Genomic DNA, 17,012 nt, shown 5'->3' on the forward strand with positions numbered 1-17,012 from the left:
GTACAGGCAGGACGAAATTTAAGCTTTCGCTAGTCGAATCCCACCATCTTCGATCGCTATACGTTGTTGCTTGTAAAGACGACCAATAGCTTGTTTAAAAATTTTCTTACTGACGCCAAATTGGGCGTAAATTTCCTCTGGCGGACTTTTGTCTCCCACGTCTAGAAAGCCGTTGTTGGCTTCTAGTTGAGCGATGATATTACTGGCAATGTCATTGTTAGTTACCGCCGTAATGGGCTGCATGCTTAGGTCGATGCGACCGTCATCGCGGACTTTTTTAACATAGGCGGTTAAGATTTCTCCGCGGCGTAGTGGGCGAACCAGGTCGCTGTCGTAAAGTAAACCCCAATATTGGTTTTCTATCACTGCCTTGTAGCCCAGTTCAGTTTTGTTGCCGACGGTGACCTTGAAAGATTGCCCGCGTTGAAGATGTGGCGCGGTGTCTTCAATAAATTCGTCAAGCTTCATTGAGGCAACAATGCGATAACTTTTATCGAGGTAGATTTTGACCAGTACGTTTTTGCCAGCAATGACCTCACCCATATGTTCCGCATAGGGCATGAGCAATTCTTTTTCTAAACCCCAGTCTAGAAAGGCACCGGTATCGTTCACTTGCGACACCTTAAGCAATATCACATCGCCGAGTTGTCCAAGGGGTGTTTTGGTGGTGGCGATTAAGCTGCCATCGCTGTGGTGATGAATAAATACGTTTAGCTCATCGCCTAGCTCGCAGTTTTCCGGTGCATTTTTCCGGCTTAAGAAAATATCCCCTAGCTTGCCACCGTCTAAATAAAACCCTGCTGGGGTGTGACGGCTAATTTTAAAGCGGCTAGTGCGACCGATCGCGGTCATGGGGTAGTCCTCATGCGGGGATAAAAAAATATAGTGGGATTATACGCTAGCTGGCGCAGCTATGAGCGAAAATATGGCTGACAAAATAAGAGGGGTATTGCAAAGCGTGGCCAGAAAAACACTGGCCGCGTGAGGGCTTGCTAATTAGACGAGTTCAATCGCTACCGCAAGGGCTTCACCACCGCCAATGCAAAGTGAGGCGATACCGCGTTTTTTACCGTATTGCTTCAGTGCGTACATCAGGCTGATGATGATACGAGCGCCGGTTGAACCAACGGGGTGGCCTTGTGCACATGCGCCGCCGTGTACGTTAACTTTGGCATGGTCGAGCTCCAAGTCGCGAATTGCCAACATGGTTACCATGGCAAAGGCTTCATTTATTTCCCAAAGGTCGACGTCGTCTTTGCTCCAGCCCGTTTTTGCCAATAGTTTTTGCATTGCTCCCACTGGCGCGGTGGTGAAGAGCGCTGGCTCTAAAGATTGGCGAGTGTGGGCTACGATGCGTGCCATAGGTGTCGCGCCGGTTTCCTTGAGCGCTTTCTCGCTCATTAAGACCATTGCTGATGCGCCATCAGAGATTGAGCTGGCATTTGCTGCAGTGATGGTACCGTCTTTCGCGAAGGCGGGGCGCAAGGTCGGAATTTTTTCAATGGACGCTTTGAGCGGTTGTTCGTCGTCAGTGACGATAGTTTCGCCGCTGCGCGAGCTAACCGTTACCGGTGCTGTTTCTGCTTTCAGTGAGCCATTTTTAATCGCGGCGCAGGCGCGGTTTAGCGACTCAATTGCGTAAGCGTCCATTTGCTCACGGGTAAATTCATTGTCGTCGGCGGTTTGCTGCGCAAAACTGCCCATCATTCGGCCCGAGTAGGCATCTTGTAAACCGTCAAAGAACATATGGTCTTCAAAGCCTTTGGCGCCGGTGCCAACGCCTTTGCGGGCGTTCAATACAATATGTGGCGCATTGGTCATGCTTTCCATGCCGCCGGCGACGATGATGTCGCAGCTACCCGCTTTAATTTGGTCGTGGGCGTAAATGGTGGTTTGCATACCTGAGCCACATAGCTTGTTGACGGTAACGGCACCGGTGGATTTTGGAATTCCCGCGGCGATGGCGGCTTGACGCGCTGGGCCTTGCTTTAAGCCCGCGGGCAATACGCAGCCCATGATGACGTCTTCGATTTTGCCTGCATCAATATTGGCGCGCTTAACCGCCTCGGCAATGGCTGTTGTGCCGAGTTCTACCGCGGTTAGAGAGCTTAACGAACCGAGCATGCCGCCCATGGGGGTGCGGGCACCGGAAACAATATATACGGAGTCAGACATAGGATGATTTCCCTGTTGGTTTGCCGCCGAGATGCAAAATAAAGCGATCTTCAGGCGTCGATTTTAAGAAGAAGGAATTTTTAGAGGCGGCACATTTAGCCACGCTAAGCCCTCATTTTCAAGGCTTGGCGGCATTTCGCTGAGGAATAGCGGGTATCACGATTTGTTCACTTCAAAGAGTTTTCGGCGCACGGCACGGCGATACTCACCAGGGCTGGTGCTGCTGTGTAGTTTAAATAAACGACAAAAATAGCTGGCGTCGCTATAGCCACACTGTTGCCCCACTTCTTCGACGCTCAAGTTGCTATTTTGTAGTAAATCTTGAGCTAGCTCTATGCGTAACTTCTGTAAATATTGTAAAGGTGGTAGGCCGGTAACTTGCCGGAAGCGGCGGTGAAAACTGCGTTCACTGAGGCCGCTTTGTCTTGCTAATTCGGGAATATTAAGCGGGTTGGCGATATAACGCGCCAACCAATTTTGCGCCAATGCGATGGTTTCGTCGCGGTGTAAGTCATTGCGATTGACGCGATAGCTATTGCGAGAGAAGGGCCGTCGACTTTCCGGTGAAAATTGCTGGGCGACACGGCTGGCAATCGATGCGCCCCAGTAACGGTCAATGAGATGAATGACCAGATCGGCTGCGGAATTGACGCTACCGGTACAAAAAATATTGTCGGCTTGGGTAATCAGATAATCGCGATGCAAAGCTACATTGGGGTAGCGGGCGGCAAAATCGTCGAAATAATGCCAGTGGGTGGTGGCGACACGGCCATCTAATAAACCCGCCTCAGCGAGGAAATAGCTGCCGTTACCCACCGCGCAAATTTCTGCACCACGGGCTTCGTGGCTGCGCAGCCATCGTTGCACATCGGGTTGCGTGGGCGCGCCGCGATGCGGGTGACGCCAGCGACTGGGAATGATGATCAAATCGTATTCTTTGCCGTTATTGATGTCGGTACTGGGTAGCATTTCCATGCCACCGGAAACGCTTATTGGCTGTCGGTTAAGGCCAACAAACTCGGAGCTGATGATAGCTTTGCGACTATCTAGCCGCGACACGCTGTTTGCCGCTGTCAGCAGTTCACTGGGTAGACTGATGCTGGTGGCGAGTGCGTCGTTAAAGGCGAGCAGGGCAACTTGCTTCATGTTGGCGTAATCATCTCATCTATTGGCGGTTATATTCTATTTCAAAGTGCCTAACATCGATAGACTAGCGTTCTATTATATTGTGCTGTCGGTAAGGAATTAGTGTGAGTAAGTTACCAGTTATCGTGGGTTTTGGCGGGGTGAATGCTGCCGGTCGTAGTTCATTTCATCACGGCTACCGCCGAATGGTGGTTGATGCATTACCTGATGATAAGGCGAGGCGGACCTACCAAAGTTTGGCCGCGATAATGGGCGTCCCGAGTGATCAAATCGATTGGGAAGCACAGCGTCAGTACATGCGCGACCATACCTTAATCCGCAAGATCGAAGGTAATATTTTTGATACTGAGCATGTCGCGTGGAATAAGCGTATGGCACTATCTGGCGCGGAGGGCGTGTTGCAGTTTGTGACCCGTGCCCGAGATTTGCCGGACAGCTTGCCCAGCGGCTGGCAAGTCACAGAATTAGGCGACGGCAAAGTGTCTGTAAGCGTAAGCGATGGCTGCAATATGTTGTTGCCAACCACGCGTAAAATCGAAGTATCATCCGCTGGTCAACTACCTACTGGTTTTGATCCCGCCAGTCTTTACGGTTCGCGAAATCATCCCCGTGGTTTGCAAATGGCCATTTGTGGTGCATCTGACGCTCTAAAATCCATGGGGATAGAGTGGCAGACGGTGATGGACAGTATTCGCCCAGATCAAATGGGGGTGTACGCGAGCTCGGCAATGGCACAGTTGGATGATAATGGTTTCGGTGGCCTGTTAGGTGCACGCGCCAACGGTGGCCGGGTGAGCTCTAAGCAGCTTGCTTTGGGTTTGGCTGATATGCCGGCCGATTTTGTGAGCGCCTATGTCTTAGGTAATGTTGGTACCAGTGGGCCAAGCTTGGGAGCCTGCGCGACCTTCTTTTACAACCTGCGTCAAGCGGTTAACGATATTCGCAATGGTCTCGTTAAAGTGGCTGTCGTTGGCGTAGCCGAATCCGGTGTTGATCCGCGGGTTATCGATGGCTACTACACAATGGGTGCCCTGGCATCTGATGCCGAGCTGCTAAAGCTAGATGCTGAAAAAGGCTTAACAGAGCCGGATTATCGCCGCGCTAGTCGCCCTTTTAGCAGTAATTGCGGTTTTACTATTTCTGAGTCTTCACAGTTTATTGTGCTGTTCGATGACGAGCTGGCTTTGCAGCTCGGCGCACAAATTCATGGCTCTGTAGCCGATGTATTTACCAATGCTGACGGATATAAAAAATCAATATCCTCACCAGGCATCGGCAATTATTTAACCATGGCAAAGGCAGTTGCAGCCGCCGCCGGCATTATTGGTGATAAGGCAATAAAGACCCGCAGCTTTGTTCAGTCCCACGGTACCAGCACGCCGCAGAATCGCGTCACTGAATCACATATTTTGAATGAGACCGCTAAAATATTTGGCATTGAGAATTGGCCGGTGGCGGCGATCAAAGCTTATATCGGTCATAGCGTTGGTGCAGCATCGGGGGACCAACTTATCGCGAGTCTAGGGATTTGGCACGACAATATATTACCGGGTATCGCAACCATCGATCATATTGCAGATGATGTTCATCAGAGTCATTTACGTCTGCAAAAGGAGCACATGGGGTTTGAGCCTGATAGTTTTGATGTCGCCATCCTTAATGCCAAGGGGTTCGGCGGCAATAATGCTAGCGTTGCGCTGCTGTCACCCATGTTGAGTGAGAAAATGCTCAAGGGACGCCACGGCAATCAAGTGTGGCAGTCTTATTTGGGGCGGCGCGAGGAAGTGCAGGCAAAAGCGGCTGCTTATGATGATGCGGCCTGTGAAACGGGGTTCAGCGTTAAGTACCAGTTTGGCGAAAATGTACTTGATGGTGGCGATCTTGAGCTAAGTCGTGCCGGAATTGGCATTAAAGGCTGGGCCGAAAAAGTCGCGTTGGAGTTTGAGTCACCGTATGCGGATTGGCTGGAGTCTAAGGAGTAAGTGGCCGCGCATAGCTCATTTCTTGGTTGTACTGCAAAGCAGTGGTAAATACGGATAGGTTAAGCCCAGGGTGTGTGGCTTACTCTCTTTAGATTACCGTATTCTTAACAGAGTCAAATGGGAGGAGGTATGCGGGAGTTTATACGCCATTCCAGTGAGTTTCCTGTCGCCGTGAAGGTGTCCGGGGAAGCTGGCTCCCGTCGTGGCTGTCTGCGAGACCTTAGCGTTGCTGGGTTATCTTTTGACGTTGCCAGTAAAATTGATGTTGGCAGCAAGATTAATTTTTATGTGCCGTCGCTGTCAGACGAACCCGCTGGCCGAGGTCATGTGGTGTGGTGCCGCCCATTGTGCGCGAGTTATCGCCTAGGCGTTGAATTCGAGACTGAGCAAGATGCCTACCGCACGCGTATGGTTGAGCAAGTCTGTCAAATCGAAAACTACCGGCGCGAAGTTAAGGAGTTGGAAGGACGAGTGCTCGAGCCCGAAGATGCCGCCGTTGAGTGGATAGAGAGCTACGCAGCTGATTTTGACCGACGATTTTCTTAAGTTCATGGAAGGCTTGCACTGTGGCTAGATGTTTATCAAGTCGAGACAGCTAATTAAATTCATGGTTGAATAGGTCCCCCGCAAGTTCGGGGGATTTTTTTTGCCCAGAGGAAATGGACAATGAAACATGAGGCGGCTGCGCGAGTCGTGATAAATATGCCGAGGGAGCAGGCTTGGAGTTTGCTCAAAGATTTATCACTTGCCCATAACTATGTACCTGGAATTACCCGCACGGAAATTACAACAGAGAAGGCTGAGGGGCCTGGTGCAAGCCGGCGAGTCTTTCAGTCGTCTGGCAAGGGCATGGATGAGACTATCGTTGAGTGGAATGAGGGCCACGGCTTTCTAATTCGGCTTCATCGCGGCGAAAAAGGCGCGCCGCCGCCATTTGCCAATGCGGCATTTCGCTACCGTCTTGACGATGCCGGGCATAACTGTACCGCGCTGACTACGAGTTTAATGTTTGACATGCGCTGGGGCGCATTGGGCCGGTTTTTACACTCGCGGCTATTACATAAAACATTTCGTGGTGTTATTCGCGACGTGGCAATTAGCATGAAGCAGTTTTATGAAACTGGAGAACCGGTGAAGCCAGAGCAGTTGAAGCAACTGCGGATTAACGCAAGGCAAGCCGCCTGATGGATGCCTTAACATTACTTAAGACTCGTAACTCTGCGGCAAAACTGTGTGCGCCTGGGCCAAAGGATGAAGACTTGGAAGAGATCTTTGCAGCGGCTAGCCGCGCACCAGATCACAGTCGTCTTCGTCCCTGGCGATTCTTAGTGGTGAGAGGGGAGTCTTTGAGCGCCTTGGGTGAGCTGTTTGCCACTGCCGCTATGCAACGCAATAGGGAATTAAGTGAAGCTGATTGCCAGCGCTTTCGACTGCAGCCTTTGCGTGCGCCACTGATTTTGGTGGTGATTGCCTGTATCAAAGACCACCCCAAAGTGCCGGTTATCGAACAACAGTTGTCGGCCGGCTGTGCCGCTCACGGTGCATTGCTCGCAGCCGAAGCCCTGGGCTATGCTGCCATCTGGCGGACGGGCGAAAATGCATTTGATCCCGTCGTTCACAAGGGGCTGGGGCTGGAGAGCCACGAAGAGATTTCCGGCTTTTTGTACATGGGGACACGTGAGGGATCAGCCAAGCCTTTACCTGAAATGCTGCCGACTGATTTTATGAAAGAGTGGAGATAATAATGAACAGTGTCGTTCCGCCGAGTTACACCACCTTAAAAGTGCGAATGGAAGAACACGTTGCATGGGTTGCCTTGAATCGTCCAGATAAGGCAAACGCAATGAATGAAGCCATGTGGGATGAGATTCAAGCGTGTTTTGAGTGGTTGGATCAAGAGCCCCTCGTCCGCGCCGTGGTGTTGTGTGGTGAAGGTAAACACTTTTGTGCAGGAATTGATTTATCCATGTTTGCTGGATTGGCGCAATCTGCTGAGGGCATGGAGAAGTCGCGCTTTGTTGAATGGTTTAGAGCTGTTATTTTGCGTTTGCAGGGTAATTTGACGGCTATTGAGCGCTGCCGCAAGCCAGTGCTGGCGGCCATACAAGGTAGTTGTGTGGGTGGTGGTGTCGATATTATCAGCGCGTGTGATATGCGCTATTGCAGCGATGGCGTCAAATTCTCAATTAAAGAAATCGACATTGGTATGGTTGCTGATGTCGGCACGTTGCAGCGCCTGCCGCATATCATTCCTGCTGGTGTGATGCGCGAACTGGCCTACACTGGTCGCAATGTCGACGCGACCGAAGCCGAACGAATTGGCTTAGTGAATCGTCGTTTTGACAACTATGAAGAAATGATCGAATGCGTATCCGCTCTGGCGCAGGACATTGCCCGTAAATCCCCGTTGGCGATCCGTGGCAGCAAGCAAATGCTGTTATATAGCCGCGATCATAGTGTGTCTGACGCTCTTGATTATCAGGCCACATGGAATGGTGGCATGCTCAGCTTTGAAGACGTGATGCAAGCCATTACAGCGACCAGCGAAGGCAAGACCGCAGACTTTAAAGATTAAGAATCGTTTAATTTCCCTCCGCCGAACAGCAGGGTGCTTGTACTGGCCCTGCTAGTTGGTAAACTCCCTGTAACCAAAATAAATACAGCGACGGATTCGCCCTCTGTCTATGTTGAGCGACCGCGACTCATGCAAACCCGTACTATTTTTAGCACGCCTCTAGTGAGCGGCTTTTTCCGTGTGATATTTAAAACGCTTACTTACTTGATCAGGTGGCGAATTGTAGGTGTAAAGCCCGTTGAGAAAAAATACGTGCTGATTGCGGCGCCGCACACCAGTAACTGGGATTTCCCAACCATGATGGTAGTTGCCTTTGTGTTAGGTTTAGACCCGCACTGGGTGGGCAAGCACACCTTGTTTCCCAAGGGGATTCTCGGGGTGGTCATGCGCTGGCTGGGTGGTATCGGTATTGACCGCCGGACGGCACACAATACGGTTGATCAAATGGTGGCGGAGTATGCTGCTCGCGATGAGTTAATGGTCTTGATTGCGCCTGAGGGCACTCGTAGCAAGGTTGAAAATTGGAAGGCGGGCTTCTATCACATTGCGGTTGGTGCCGGTGTGCCGATCTATTTGGGATTTCTTGATACCAAGACCCGAACGACGGGTATTGCAAAGGCATTTTATCCGACGGGCGACTACGAAAAAGATATTATCGAAATAAAGTCGTTTTATAGAGATAAGGTCGGGTTTAACCCCGAGCTGGCTTAAATCTGGTTTTTGATCGAAATATAAATGTTAAAAAATTAAATAAAAAATGCGGGAAATTACCATGTTAAAACTGAGTAGAAATATTGTGTCGTCGGTACTCTGTGTTGCCGCAATATTCCATTCGTTATTTGTCTTCGCGGACACTTCGGTGACAGTTAATACCGAAAGTATTATCGCTAATTCGCCAGATAATTGGTTGTCTTATGGCAAAGATTACAAAGAACAGCGCTACAGCGAACTTGATAAAATTAATGTTGGCAATGTCGCTGACTTAAGTTTGGCATGGTCTTTCGATACAGATTTTAACCGCGGTCTAGAAGCTACCCCGATTGTTATTGATGGCGTTTTATATTTAACCGGTAATTGGAGTGTGGTGTACGCACTCGACGCACGCAGTGGTGAATTACTCTGGAAATATGATCCAAAAGTTCCGAAAGAATGGGCGAAAATGGCCTGTTGTGATGTAGTAAATCGCGGTGTGGCGGCATACGAGGGTAAGATAATCTTCGGAACCCTTGATGCGCGCTTGATAGCCTTAGACGCCGCGAGTGGCGAAAAAGTGTGGGAAGTAGAAACCGCTGATTTGAAATCCTACCCTTACACTATTACCGGCGCGCCGCGTGTGGCTAAGGGTAAAGTCTTTATAGGTAACGGTGGCGCAGAGTATGGCGTGCGTGGCTATGTAAGTGCCTACGATGTGAATACTGGAGAGCAACTTTGGCGCTTTTACACCGTACCTGCCAATCCAGCAGACGGATTTGAAAATGACGCTATGAAAGCCGCCGCAGAAACATGGACTGGCAAGTGGTGGGAGAATGGCGGTGGTGGCACGGTTTGGGATTCAATTGTTTACGATAACGAATTAGATCAGTTGTATATCGGTGTAGGTAACGGTTCTCCGTGGAATGCAAAAATCCGCAGCCCAGAGGGCGGAGATAATTTATATTTGTCTTCTATTGTTGCCTTAAATCCTGATAGCGGCGAATACATTTGGCATTATCAGGAAACCCCTGCCGAGTCCTGGGACTACACCGCGAGCCAACATATCATGTTGGCGGATATGGACATCAAAGGTGAACTGCGCAAGGTTATTTGGCACGCACCGAAAAACGGCTTCTTTTTTATTCTCGACCGAGAAAATGGCAAATTACTTTCTGCAGAACCGTATTCCGATGTGAATTGGGCAAGCCACTATGATTTGGAAACAGGACGTCCGGTCGAAACTGAAAATGCCCGTTATTTAACGGACTCGCAGTTGATAAGACCTTCGTCCATGGGGGCTCATAACTGGCAGGCGATGGCTTACAGTCCGCAAACGGGTTTGGTTTATATTCCCGTGATTAATAGTTTGTTCGAATATAAAGCGGTTGATGAGTATTTATATGAGTGGGGGCAATGGAATTTAGGCATTTACATGCAGCAGCAGTCGGTTGCCGACCCTATTTTAGCCCAGCTACTCACTAGCAAAATTACTCAGGGAGCTTTATTGGCTTGGGACCCAGCAACCCAAAAGGCGGTTTGGGAAGTTCCGCATAAATTAACGTGGAATGGTGGTTTGCTGGCAACCGCGGGCGGTTTGATATTTCAAGGCTCGGCCGAGGGCGAAGTACTGGCATTTCGTGCCGACAACGGTGAAGAGCTTTGGTCGTTTGAAGCCAATACCGGCGTAATGGCACCCCCCGTAACCTACACTGTCGATGGTGAGCAGTATGTGACTATTTTGGCGGGTTGGGGCGGTGCATTTGGTTTGATAGCGGGTCTGGAACAGGAAGTTGCTCCACCACCAAGCCGGGTACTTACTTTTAAATTAGGTGGTACAGCGCCAGCATTGCCGGCGAACCCACTTAAGCAAAGACACGAGCCACCAGCACGTTTGACTGACGACGCGCAGATTTTAGAAAAAGGTCGAACGCTTTATTACGGTTATTGCAGTGCCTGTCATGGCACCGAAGTGATTTCCAATGGTGCGATACCAGATCTACGTCATTTGCCGAAAGCGTTTCACGATAATTTCAATGCGATTGTATTGGATGGGGTCATGAAAAAGGCGGGTATGGTTGGCTTCTCTGAGGTTTTGACAGAAGAGGATGCGTTTGCATTGCACGCGTATATTCTAGAGCAGGCCAATGTCGACAAAGAAAGCCGTGCACAGCCAAGTTGGTTGATTTCTATTAAAACTTGGTTTTACGGTATTGTCGCAAAATTGCTTGGTTTTGCGATGAGTTTTAGCTAACGCGTTGCGACGATAACATCGCGCAATCGATTGTTAATGATTGTGCGAAGGTCGGCGGCCAATTCTCTGTAAAAAACCCGATTCGGCGAATTGGCCCGCCACACCAAGGCGTGCTTTCGCAAAATCGGTATATTGCGAAGCTCGCATACATAGAGCGCTTCCGGGTTGTGCATTTCGGAGTGCACATATAATCCCGGTAAGAAGGCTACGCCCATTCCCATAACGACCATTTGCCTTAATGTATCTAAGCTAGTGCCTTCGTAGTCGCGCTGAAGATCGGCGCCCCAACGTTCACATATCTCTTGCACCTGTAAATGAAAATGATGTTTTTCTTCGAGGGTTAGTATTTTCTCCCCCCGTAATTTACTTGGTGTAATGCTCTTCTGTCCGGAGAGTGGGTGGTTTATCGGGACGACAAATTTTAGTGGCTCGATGAATAATGGAGTCATCGCAAGTTGGGGTATTGTCAGCGGCAGTGGAACAATAGCTAAGTCGTAAACCCCATCTAATAAATCTTTTTGCAATTCCCTGTGGGTGGCTTCGCGAACGTATAGTTTTAAGTTTACGTGGAGATCATGCAGATCTGGTAGCACATGGGGCAGTAAATAAGGGCCAACGGTTGGTGGCACGCCAAGGCGATAGGTTGTTTGATGCCCGTCGATTTTGGCTGCGGCCATGTCTTCAAACTCTTTCATACTGAGTAACACCTGCCGCGCGGCGTCGAGTAAATCTCTGCCGCTAGGTGAAAGCAATGTCCCCGCTCTGGAGCGCTCAAAAAGCTGAGTATTGAGCGTGGATTCAAGGATCGCTATCTGGTTTGTGAGGGCCGGCTGGCTCATTCTCAGTTCTTCGGCGGCACGCCGATAGCTCGCATGCTTGGCTACTGCAACAAAATAATTTAGCTGCTTTATGCTGGGGGAGCTTATTTTTGATGCCATGATCGCGCCTTTTTCTGATAACTTAATGATATCAGCAAATACTATACCTTGTTATTAAACTATCAAAGGATAATCAGCTCGAAATTGAATCCAGATTGTTTATTAACGAGGATGTGGTTGTGGAAGAACTTATTCAAGGTGTTACTAAGTTTCAAAACGAGGTGTATCCAGGCAAGGAGGCTGCATTTCGCAAATTGGCGAATGGTCAAAATCCTGAAGTATTGTTTATCACTTGTGCCGACTCGCGTATTGACCCTGGCATGCTGACGCAAACCCAACCTGGGGACTTGTTCATCTGCCGTAATGCCGGCAATGTGGTGCCGCCTCACAGCAATCAAACCGGCGGTATGACGGCATCAATCGAGTTTGCTGTTGCGGCACTTGGGGTATCGCATATTGTGGTGTGTGGGCACAGTGACTGCGGCGCGATGAAGGGCGCGATAGATCCAGGCGCTCTAGACGATCTCCCGCACGTCAAAGAGTGGCTAGGGCATTGTCGGGCAGCCCGCGAGGTTGTAAAAGAGCGACACGGCCATATCGATAAATGCCATTTAGACGAAGTCTCCAAAGAAAACGTTCTCCTTCAGCTACAGCATTTGCGCACCCACGCTGCTGTAGCGGCAAAGCTCGCAAGTGGAAAAGTTCGCCTACACGGCTGGATTTATAATATCGCCAGCGGTGAGGTTGAGTGTTACAACGAAGAGCGGAAGCAGTTTGAATTAATGGACTCCGCCTACAGTCATTTGATTGATGGTCAGTTAGCTGCCAAGCAGGGAGCGGCCGTATGACATTTAATCGAGACACCATAGCTGGTGATATCACAGGTGGTATAACAGCGGGGGTGGTGGCTCTGCCGCTGGCCTTGGCGCTGGGTGTCGCGTCTGGATTGGGGCCAATGGCGGGTATCTATGGCGCTATTGCGGTTGGTTTTTTTGCGGCCTTGTTTGGCGGTACAGCGTCGCAAATCTCTGGTCCAACTGGGCCAATGGTCGTGGTGCTAGCGGGTTTGTTCGCTAGCCTATCAGGTGACGTTGCGCTGATATTTACTACCGTTATGTTGGCCGGGGTGCTGCAAATTGTGTTTGGCTTCCTCGGTGTTGGGCAATATATTCGCCTAGTTCCTTATCCTGTCATTTCAGGCTTCATGACGGGTATCGGCGCCATTATTATTATCCTGCAAATGGGGCCGCTGTTGGGGCACGATTCGCCAGGGGATCCGCTAGGTGCAATGGCGAAGTTGCCGAATGCGATAATGGATATCAATTTTGCCAATCTTGCACTGGGTTTGGGTACTTTAGCGCTGGTGTTCTTTTGGCCAACTCGGATAGGGAAATATTTGCCGGGTCCACTCGCCGCTTTAATTATCGGCACATTGGCGGCATTTTTCTTATTCGATGTTCCCGTATTAGGTGATATTCCGTCAGGGCTGCCAAGCTTGCACTGGCCGGTCTTCGAGCAAAGTAAGGCGCTTTTGATCATGGAGGCCGCGTTTATTTTGGCGGTGTTGGGTTCAATTGACAGTTTGCTGACCTCATTGGTCGCCGACAATATGACCCGTCAACGACATGACAGTAACCGCGAACTTATTGGTCAGGGTATTGGTAATACAGTTGCTGGATTGATTGGTGGTATCGCGGGTGCAGGTGCAACAATGCGCACCGTGGTAAATATTCGTTCCGGTGGCAAGACTCGGGTTTCAGGTATGGTTCACGCGCTGCTGCTGCTAACCATTGTGCTTGGCTTGGGGCCGCTCGCCTCGAATATTCCTCTAGCTGTGCTAGCGGGTATTCTGGTGAAGGTGGGTTTAGACATAATCGACTGGAGCTATATCAAACGCGCTAATCATGGTCCGCGCTGGGATCTTGCTTTAATGGTGTTGGTATTATCGCTCACAGTATTTGTTGATCTGATTACCGCGGTTGCCGCAGGCGTGGTATTGGCCGCCTTAGCATTTGTGAAGCAAGTGGGGCAGCTACAGATTGCCAGCCTTAAAAATATGCCTGAACATCTTGATTCCGAAGTGGAGAAGGCGTGTTTGGCGGAGTGCGGAGATCGAGTCGCACTGTTTGAGTTTAGTGGCCCGCTGAGCTTTGGCGCGGCAGCTGACCTAGGTCATCATGTGCGAGAGCACAGTGAGGTTGGCTCAAGAGTGCTAATACTTGATTTCTCTAGTGTTCCCTTCCTTGATGTGTCCGCGGTTTTGGCCGTAGAGACCATTGCTAGCGATGCCGCTAGCAGCGGTAAGCTGCTGTACTTAGCTGGAATGAATGCTGCTGTGCAAAAGATTCTGACTGGGATGAATAAGGGTATGCCAGGTAACGGTGTTTATGCTACGCGTTTAGACGCGTTAGAGGCCGCGCAGTCTGCGATTAAGGCAAATGATAACCGCGCGGGGACGGTACTCGGCGCTGTCGCTATGTAAGGATGCAGTGCGCTTGGGTGGAGTTTATCCACCCGTTGCTGTTGTCGTGCATAGTTTGAAATGAAAGTGATTTAAAGGCGGCCGCGAGGCCGCTTTTTTTATAGTGCCATCTGTGTGCGTAGAGAAATTACATCTACATTGTCCGCTTCGCCGCCATTAGGCTGAATCAGTGGGCCAGCATCTACATCGTAGGCGCGGCTGTAACCAAATAGAATGCGCAGATTGGCGTTGAGATACCAGTTTAGATTGAGGCTAATTCGCTGCTGGCTGCCACCTTCAATTTCTTCATCTTTTAGATTTAACTCGTCGAGTCGCAAGGCCAGCTCCCACGCGCCCCAGTGGTTTTGAGACAGGTCAAAATTATTGCGGGGCTTCAGCATTTTGAACTCACCGTCTGAGCCTTTATAGTTGCGGGCTTCCCCCGTTAATGTCCAGCCAAGTTGCAGGTAGTGGGCATCGAACCGTAAGTCTGATCCGCTGTCGCGCTTGATGTTTGCTTGTCCCCATTCTGCCTGCGCTGAGAAGCGGCCTCGCATGGCGGCGAGCTCAAGCCCGGATAGTTGTATTTCCTCAAAGCCAGCAATGCTGCCGGTATCGCTGAGGTAAAAGTCTGACATATTGGTGGTTTCATAGCGCAGGCGCGGCGTTTTGCTATTGCTCAAATTGTTATTGTCGTTAGCTTTGCGCAGGCCAACGTTGGCGCCGATGTGGAGTAATTTTCCAGCTTCGTTAATGGGCGCGAAGGTTCCTCTGGCGCCGAAACCGCCGCCTTCGTCAGCACCGTCGCCACTGGCTGATATTGCATCGCCATATACTCCGCTTTGAAATGACCAGTTTTGTCCCATCGTTTTTACATTTACGCCCATCGCACGGTCGAAATGTGGCAATGTCAGTGCAGTAAGCAGCGAGCGCTCATTGAACATAATGTCATTGGAGCTTTCTTGTACCTCCATGCTTACCGCATGCTTCTGGTTGCCAACGGTGATTTCGAGTTTAGGGTTGGCATGGTAGGTCATCAAAACGTCTTTCATAGAGACGCTGTTGCCGCCCCAGTCTCCTTCAATGGTGTAAGTGAAATCTCTATTGAACCTGCCCTTCAATGCCAATCGCGCGCGGCGAAGCTCTGTGCCAGATACGGCTTCAACCGGGTCGCCATTACTGCGCTTTTGCAGCTCGTCATTCAAATGAGTTGTGCTGTCTGCATGTATGCGCCCACCTAGGCTGATGGCAAAGTCGCCATTACCTGACGTAACTACTAAGCCTTTGTTGCCTACCTCGAGTTTGGTGGGCGCTTGGTTGTTATCTGATTGGGTGAGTTCTTCGCTGGCTGGCTCGAATGTACCCAGTTTGACCCTGTTGGTACCGGGTTCGGTAAATACCTGTTTTGTCTCGCGGTCGACGTACAGATTTAGTTGGCTGGACGGGGCTGCGTTAGTGCTGACACTAGTCGCGAATAGACAAAACATGGCAAGTATTTGCGCGCGGGAGTGTTTTTGTGTGTTCTTCAATTCACCTAGTGAATTAGCGATAGATTTTGTCATTGCGTCCTCGTTCAGCAGTGTCTGCGATAAGCAAAGGTGTCGTGCCGGTAGCTTTGTAGTGATTGTGGTCGCAATTCTGCGATATTTATATTACAGAAATATGACACACATGTTTTTTTGTGACGGAATTATTACATTTCTGATTTTGTGGCTAGCTGCTTATTTAGGATGTGAAGCCCATGCGGCATGAGTTGGCAAACTAAGGGTTGTGTGTAATAGGAAAGGAAAATTGCAAGCCATCTGCCGATAAATTTAAGGAAAAAAAGTTCTTGTAGTAACGTCTCGCTACTGTTATTGGGCCACAATCTTGTCCACAGTATCTGTGGATAACTTGGTGGGTAACTTGTATGTTGTGGCAGGAGAGAGAGGGCTAATCGGGACTTTAACAAATTGTTCAAAAAATAGTCATTTTTAAAAAATATAATTAAAACAATATGTTATGAATGATTTTGCATGTCGTTAATGATGTTGTGGTCTTAAGCTCTGTATTTTGGTTACTTGCTCCCTAACTGTGAATAAGTGTTACGTCAAGGCTTAAATATTGTTACCTGTTACGTATTTTCACTTATTGTTGGGTATTCGCGGCGGCTTGGTCAAAAACGGTGCGGCAATTGAAAATCACTCGCCCTTGTAAACACACCCGCTGGTGCATGTTTCTCTAATTTCGACCCGACTTAGTGCGCTTAGCCGTGGTTTGAGTTGGTTCCAAATCCAGATTGCAATATTCTCGCTCGTTGGGTTTTCGAGCCCCTTTATGTCATTCAAGTAATTGTGGTCTAGTTGATCGTAGATAGGTGCGAACACTTTCTTTACCTCAGAAAAGTCCATGAGCCAGCCAGTGTGGGGATCGATATCACCTTCGATAACGATTCTCACCAGGAAGCTGTGTCCGTGAAGTCGGGCGCATTTGTGACCTTGGGGGACATTGGGAAGCCGGTGTGCGGCTTCAAAGGTGAACTCTTTGTAAATTTCCACGTGTCAGTCTCAGTTTTAACGATCAAAAGGGCGTGCAGGGAATCTGATTCAAGATTGGCGCTAATGGTAATCAGCTCTGGCGACGCTGTACAGCGCGCCTTAATTCATTGATTTGTTGGGTCTAGTTAGGGGGGGGGGTTTGGATAAAAAATGAACAAAATCAGTGTTATAGCTTTTTTACAAAGAAAATGTAAAAAAACAGCGTCCAGTATTTGACACCGAAAGCGATTACTGTAGAATGCGCCTCACTCGATTGAGAGGGTGATTAGCTCAGCTGGGAGAGCATCTGCCTTACAAGCAGAGGGTCGGCGGTT

The 17,012-nt window shown here is 49.6% G+C and carries 15 protein-coding genes; 9 read left to right on the forward strand and 6 right to left on the reverse strand.

All coding sequences use genetic code 11. From position 1 onward, the window contains the following. Positions 1–18: 18 nt before the first annotated feature. The 3 genes from AAC007_RS08030 to AAC007_RS08040 form a co-directional block, all read right to left on the reverse strand. On the reverse strand, positions 19–852 hold the full coding sequence (locus tag AAC007_RS08030; protein WP_339675830.1) for a S1-like domain-containing RNA-binding protein: 834 nt from the start codon (positions 850–852) through the stop codon (positions 19–21). 144 nt (positions 853–996) lie between these two features. Further along, on the reverse strand, positions 997–2,175 hold the full coding sequence (locus tag AAC007_RS08035) for a thiolase family protein (RefSeq protein ID WP_339675831.1): 1,179 nt from the start codon (positions 2,173–2,175) through the stop codon (positions 997–999). A gap of 156 nt (positions 2,176–2,331) precedes the next feature. Then, positions 2,332–3,321, reverse strand: a complete 990-nt coding sequence (locus tag AAC007_RS08040; RefSeq protein ID WP_295871224.1) for a helix-turn-helix domain-containing protein — start codon at positions 3,319–3,321, stop codon at positions 2,332–2,334. A 104-nt stretch (positions 3,322–3,425) separates the two neighbouring features. Here AAC007_RS08040 and AAC007_RS08045 point away from each other — a divergent pair, with 104 nt between their 5' ends. The 7 genes from AAC007_RS08045 (at position 3,426) to AAC007_RS08075 (ending at position 10,822) form a co-directional block, all read left to right on the forward strand. Then, complete coding sequence (locus AAC007_RS08045) at positions 3,426–5,303, forward strand: beta-ketoacyl synthase (protein WP_339675833.1); 1,878 nt, start codon at positions 3,426–3,428, stop codon at positions 5,301–5,303. A gap of 129 nt (positions 5,304–5,432) precedes the next feature. Continuing rightward, positions 5,433–5,849, forward strand: a complete 417-nt coding sequence (locus AAC007_RS08050; RefSeq protein ID WP_339675834.1) for a PilZ domain-containing protein — start codon at positions 5,433–5,435, stop codon at positions 5,847–5,849. Between the two features lie 120 nt (positions 5,850–5,969). Beyond that, positions 5,970–6,488: an SRPBCC family protein gene (locus AAC007_RS08055; protein ID WP_339675837.1), complete on the forward strand. Its 519-nt coding sequence runs from the start codon at positions 5,970–5,972 to the stop codon at positions 6,486–6,488. Further along, on the forward strand, positions 6,488–7,045 hold the full coding sequence (locus AAC007_RS08060; RefSeq protein ID WP_339675839.1) for a nitroreductase: 558 nt from the start codon (positions 6,488–6,490) through the stop codon (positions 7,043–7,045). Before AAC007_RS08055 ends, AAC007_RS08060 begins: the two co-directional genes overlap by 1 nt. A 2-nt stretch (positions 7,046–7,047) precedes the next feature. Next, positions 7,048–7,878, forward strand: coding sequence for a crotonase/enoyl-CoA hydratase family protein (locus AAC007_RS08065; protein ID WP_339675842.1), 831 nt, complete (start codon positions 7,048–7,050; stop codon positions 7,876–7,878). A gap of 129 nt (positions 7,879–8,007) precedes the next feature. Beyond that, complete coding sequence (locus AAC007_RS08070) at positions 8,008–8,589, forward strand: lysophospholipid acyltransferase family protein (protein ID WP_339675844.1); 582 nt, start codon at positions 8,008–8,010, stop codon at positions 8,587–8,589. Between the two features lie 61 nt (positions 8,590–8,650). Continuing rightward, a complete protein-coding gene (locus tag AAC007_RS08075) occupies positions 8,651–10,822 on the forward strand; it encodes a PQQ-dependent dehydrogenase, methanol/ethanol family (protein ID WP_339675845.1) in 2,172 nt (723 codons plus the stop codon). Here AAC007_RS08075 and AAC007_RS08080 read toward each other — a convergent pair. Beyond that, positions 10,819–11,760, reverse strand: a complete 942-nt coding sequence (locus tag AAC007_RS08080; protein ID WP_295871244.1) for a hydrogen peroxide-inducible genes activator — start codon at positions 11,758–11,760, stop codon at positions 10,819–10,821. The two genes, AAC007_RS08075 and AAC007_RS08080, sit on opposite strands and share 4 nt — an antisense overlap. Positions 11,761–11,879: 119 nt before the next feature. On the opposite strand from AAC007_RS08080, the gene AAC007_RS08085 reads away from it, so the two are divergent. Both AAC007_RS08085 and AAC007_RS08090 read left to right on the forward strand, forming a co-directional pair. Then, positions 11,880–12,548: a carbonic anhydrase gene (locus AAC007_RS08085; protein ID WP_295871247.1), complete on the forward strand. Its 669-nt coding sequence runs from the start codon at positions 11,880–11,882 to the stop codon at positions 12,546–12,548. Next, positions 12,545–14,182 (forward strand): SulP family inorganic anion transporter, encoded by a 1,638-nt coding sequence (locus AAC007_RS08090; protein WP_339675849.1) that lies wholly within the window; start codon positions 12,545–12,547, stop codon positions 14,180–14,182. The genes AAC007_RS08085 and AAC007_RS08090 overlap by 4 nt, the downstream gene beginning before the upstream one ends. A 98-nt stretch (positions 14,183–14,280) precedes the next feature. On the opposite strand, the gene AAC007_RS08095 is transcribed toward AAC007_RS08090, so the two are convergent. Both AAC007_RS08095 and queD read right to left on the reverse strand, forming a co-directional pair. Continuing rightward, on the reverse strand, positions 14,281–15,723 hold the full coding sequence (locus AAC007_RS08095) for a porin (protein ID WP_339675851.1): 1,443 nt from the start codon (positions 15,721–15,723) through the stop codon (positions 14,281–14,283). 618 nt (positions 15,724–16,341) lie between these two features. Next, a complete protein-coding gene (gene queD, locus AAC007_RS08100; RefSeq protein ID WP_339675853.1) occupies positions 16,342–16,698 on the reverse strand; it encodes a 6-carboxytetrahydropterin synthase QueD in 357 nt (118 codons plus the stop codon). Positions 16,699–17,012: the final 314 nt, after the last annotated feature.

The organism is uncultured Zhongshania sp. (genome assembly GCF_963975605.1).
Taxonomy (GTDB): Bacteria; Pseudomonadota; Gammaproteobacteria; order Pseudomonadales; family Spongiibacteraceae; genus Spongiibacter; species Spongiibacter aquimaris.

Excerpts from the sequence above, each read along its gene's own strand:
- AAC007_RS08030 (WP_339675830.1), bottom strand. The coding sequence starts at position 852 with ATGACCGCGATCGGTCGCACTAGCCGCTTTAAAATTAGCCGTCACACC.
- AAC007_RS08035 (WP_339675831.1), bottom strand. The coding sequence starts at position 2,175 with ATGTCTGACTCCGTATATATTGTTTCCGGTGCCCGCACCCCCATGGGC.
- AAC007_RS08040 (WP_295871224.1), bottom strand. The coding sequence starts at position 3,321 with ATGAAGCAAGTTGCCCTGCTCGCCTTTAACGACGCACTCGCCACCAGC.
- AAC007_RS08050 (WP_339675834.1), top strand. The coding sequence starts at position 5,433 with ATGCGGGAGTTTATACGCCATTCCAGTGAGTTTCCTGTCGCCGTGAAG.
- AAC007_RS08055 (WP_339675837.1), top strand. The coding sequence starts at position 5,970 with ATGAAACATGAGGCGGCTGCGCGAGTCGTGATAAATATGCCGAGGGAG.
- AAC007_RS08060 (WP_339675839.1), top strand. The coding sequence starts at position 6,488 with ATGGATGCCTTAACATTACTTAAGACTCGTAACTCTGCGGCAAAACTG.
- AAC007_RS08065 (WP_339675842.1), top strand. The coding sequence starts at position 7,048 with ATGAACAGTGTCGTTCCGCCGAGTTACACCACCTTAAAAGTGCGAATG.
- AAC007_RS08070 (WP_339675844.1), top strand. The coding sequence starts at position 8,008 with ATGCAAACCCGTACTATTTTTAGCACGCCTCTAGTGAGCGGCTTTTTC.
- AAC007_RS08075 (WP_339675845.1), top strand. The coding sequence starts at position 8,651 with ATGTTAAAACTGAGTAGAAATATTGTGTCGTCGGTACTCTGTGTTGCC.
- AAC007_RS08080 (WP_295871244.1), bottom strand. The coding sequence starts at position 11,760 with ATGGCATCAAAAATAAGCTCCCCCAGCATAAAGCAGCTAAATTATTTT.
- AAC007_RS08090 (WP_339675849.1), top strand. The coding sequence starts at position 12,545 with ATGACATTTAATCGAGACACCATAGCTGGTGATATCACAGGTGGTATA.
- AAC007_RS08095 (WP_339675851.1), bottom strand. The coding sequence starts at position 15,723 with ATGACAAAATCTATCGCTAATTCACTAGGTGAATTGAAGAACACACAA.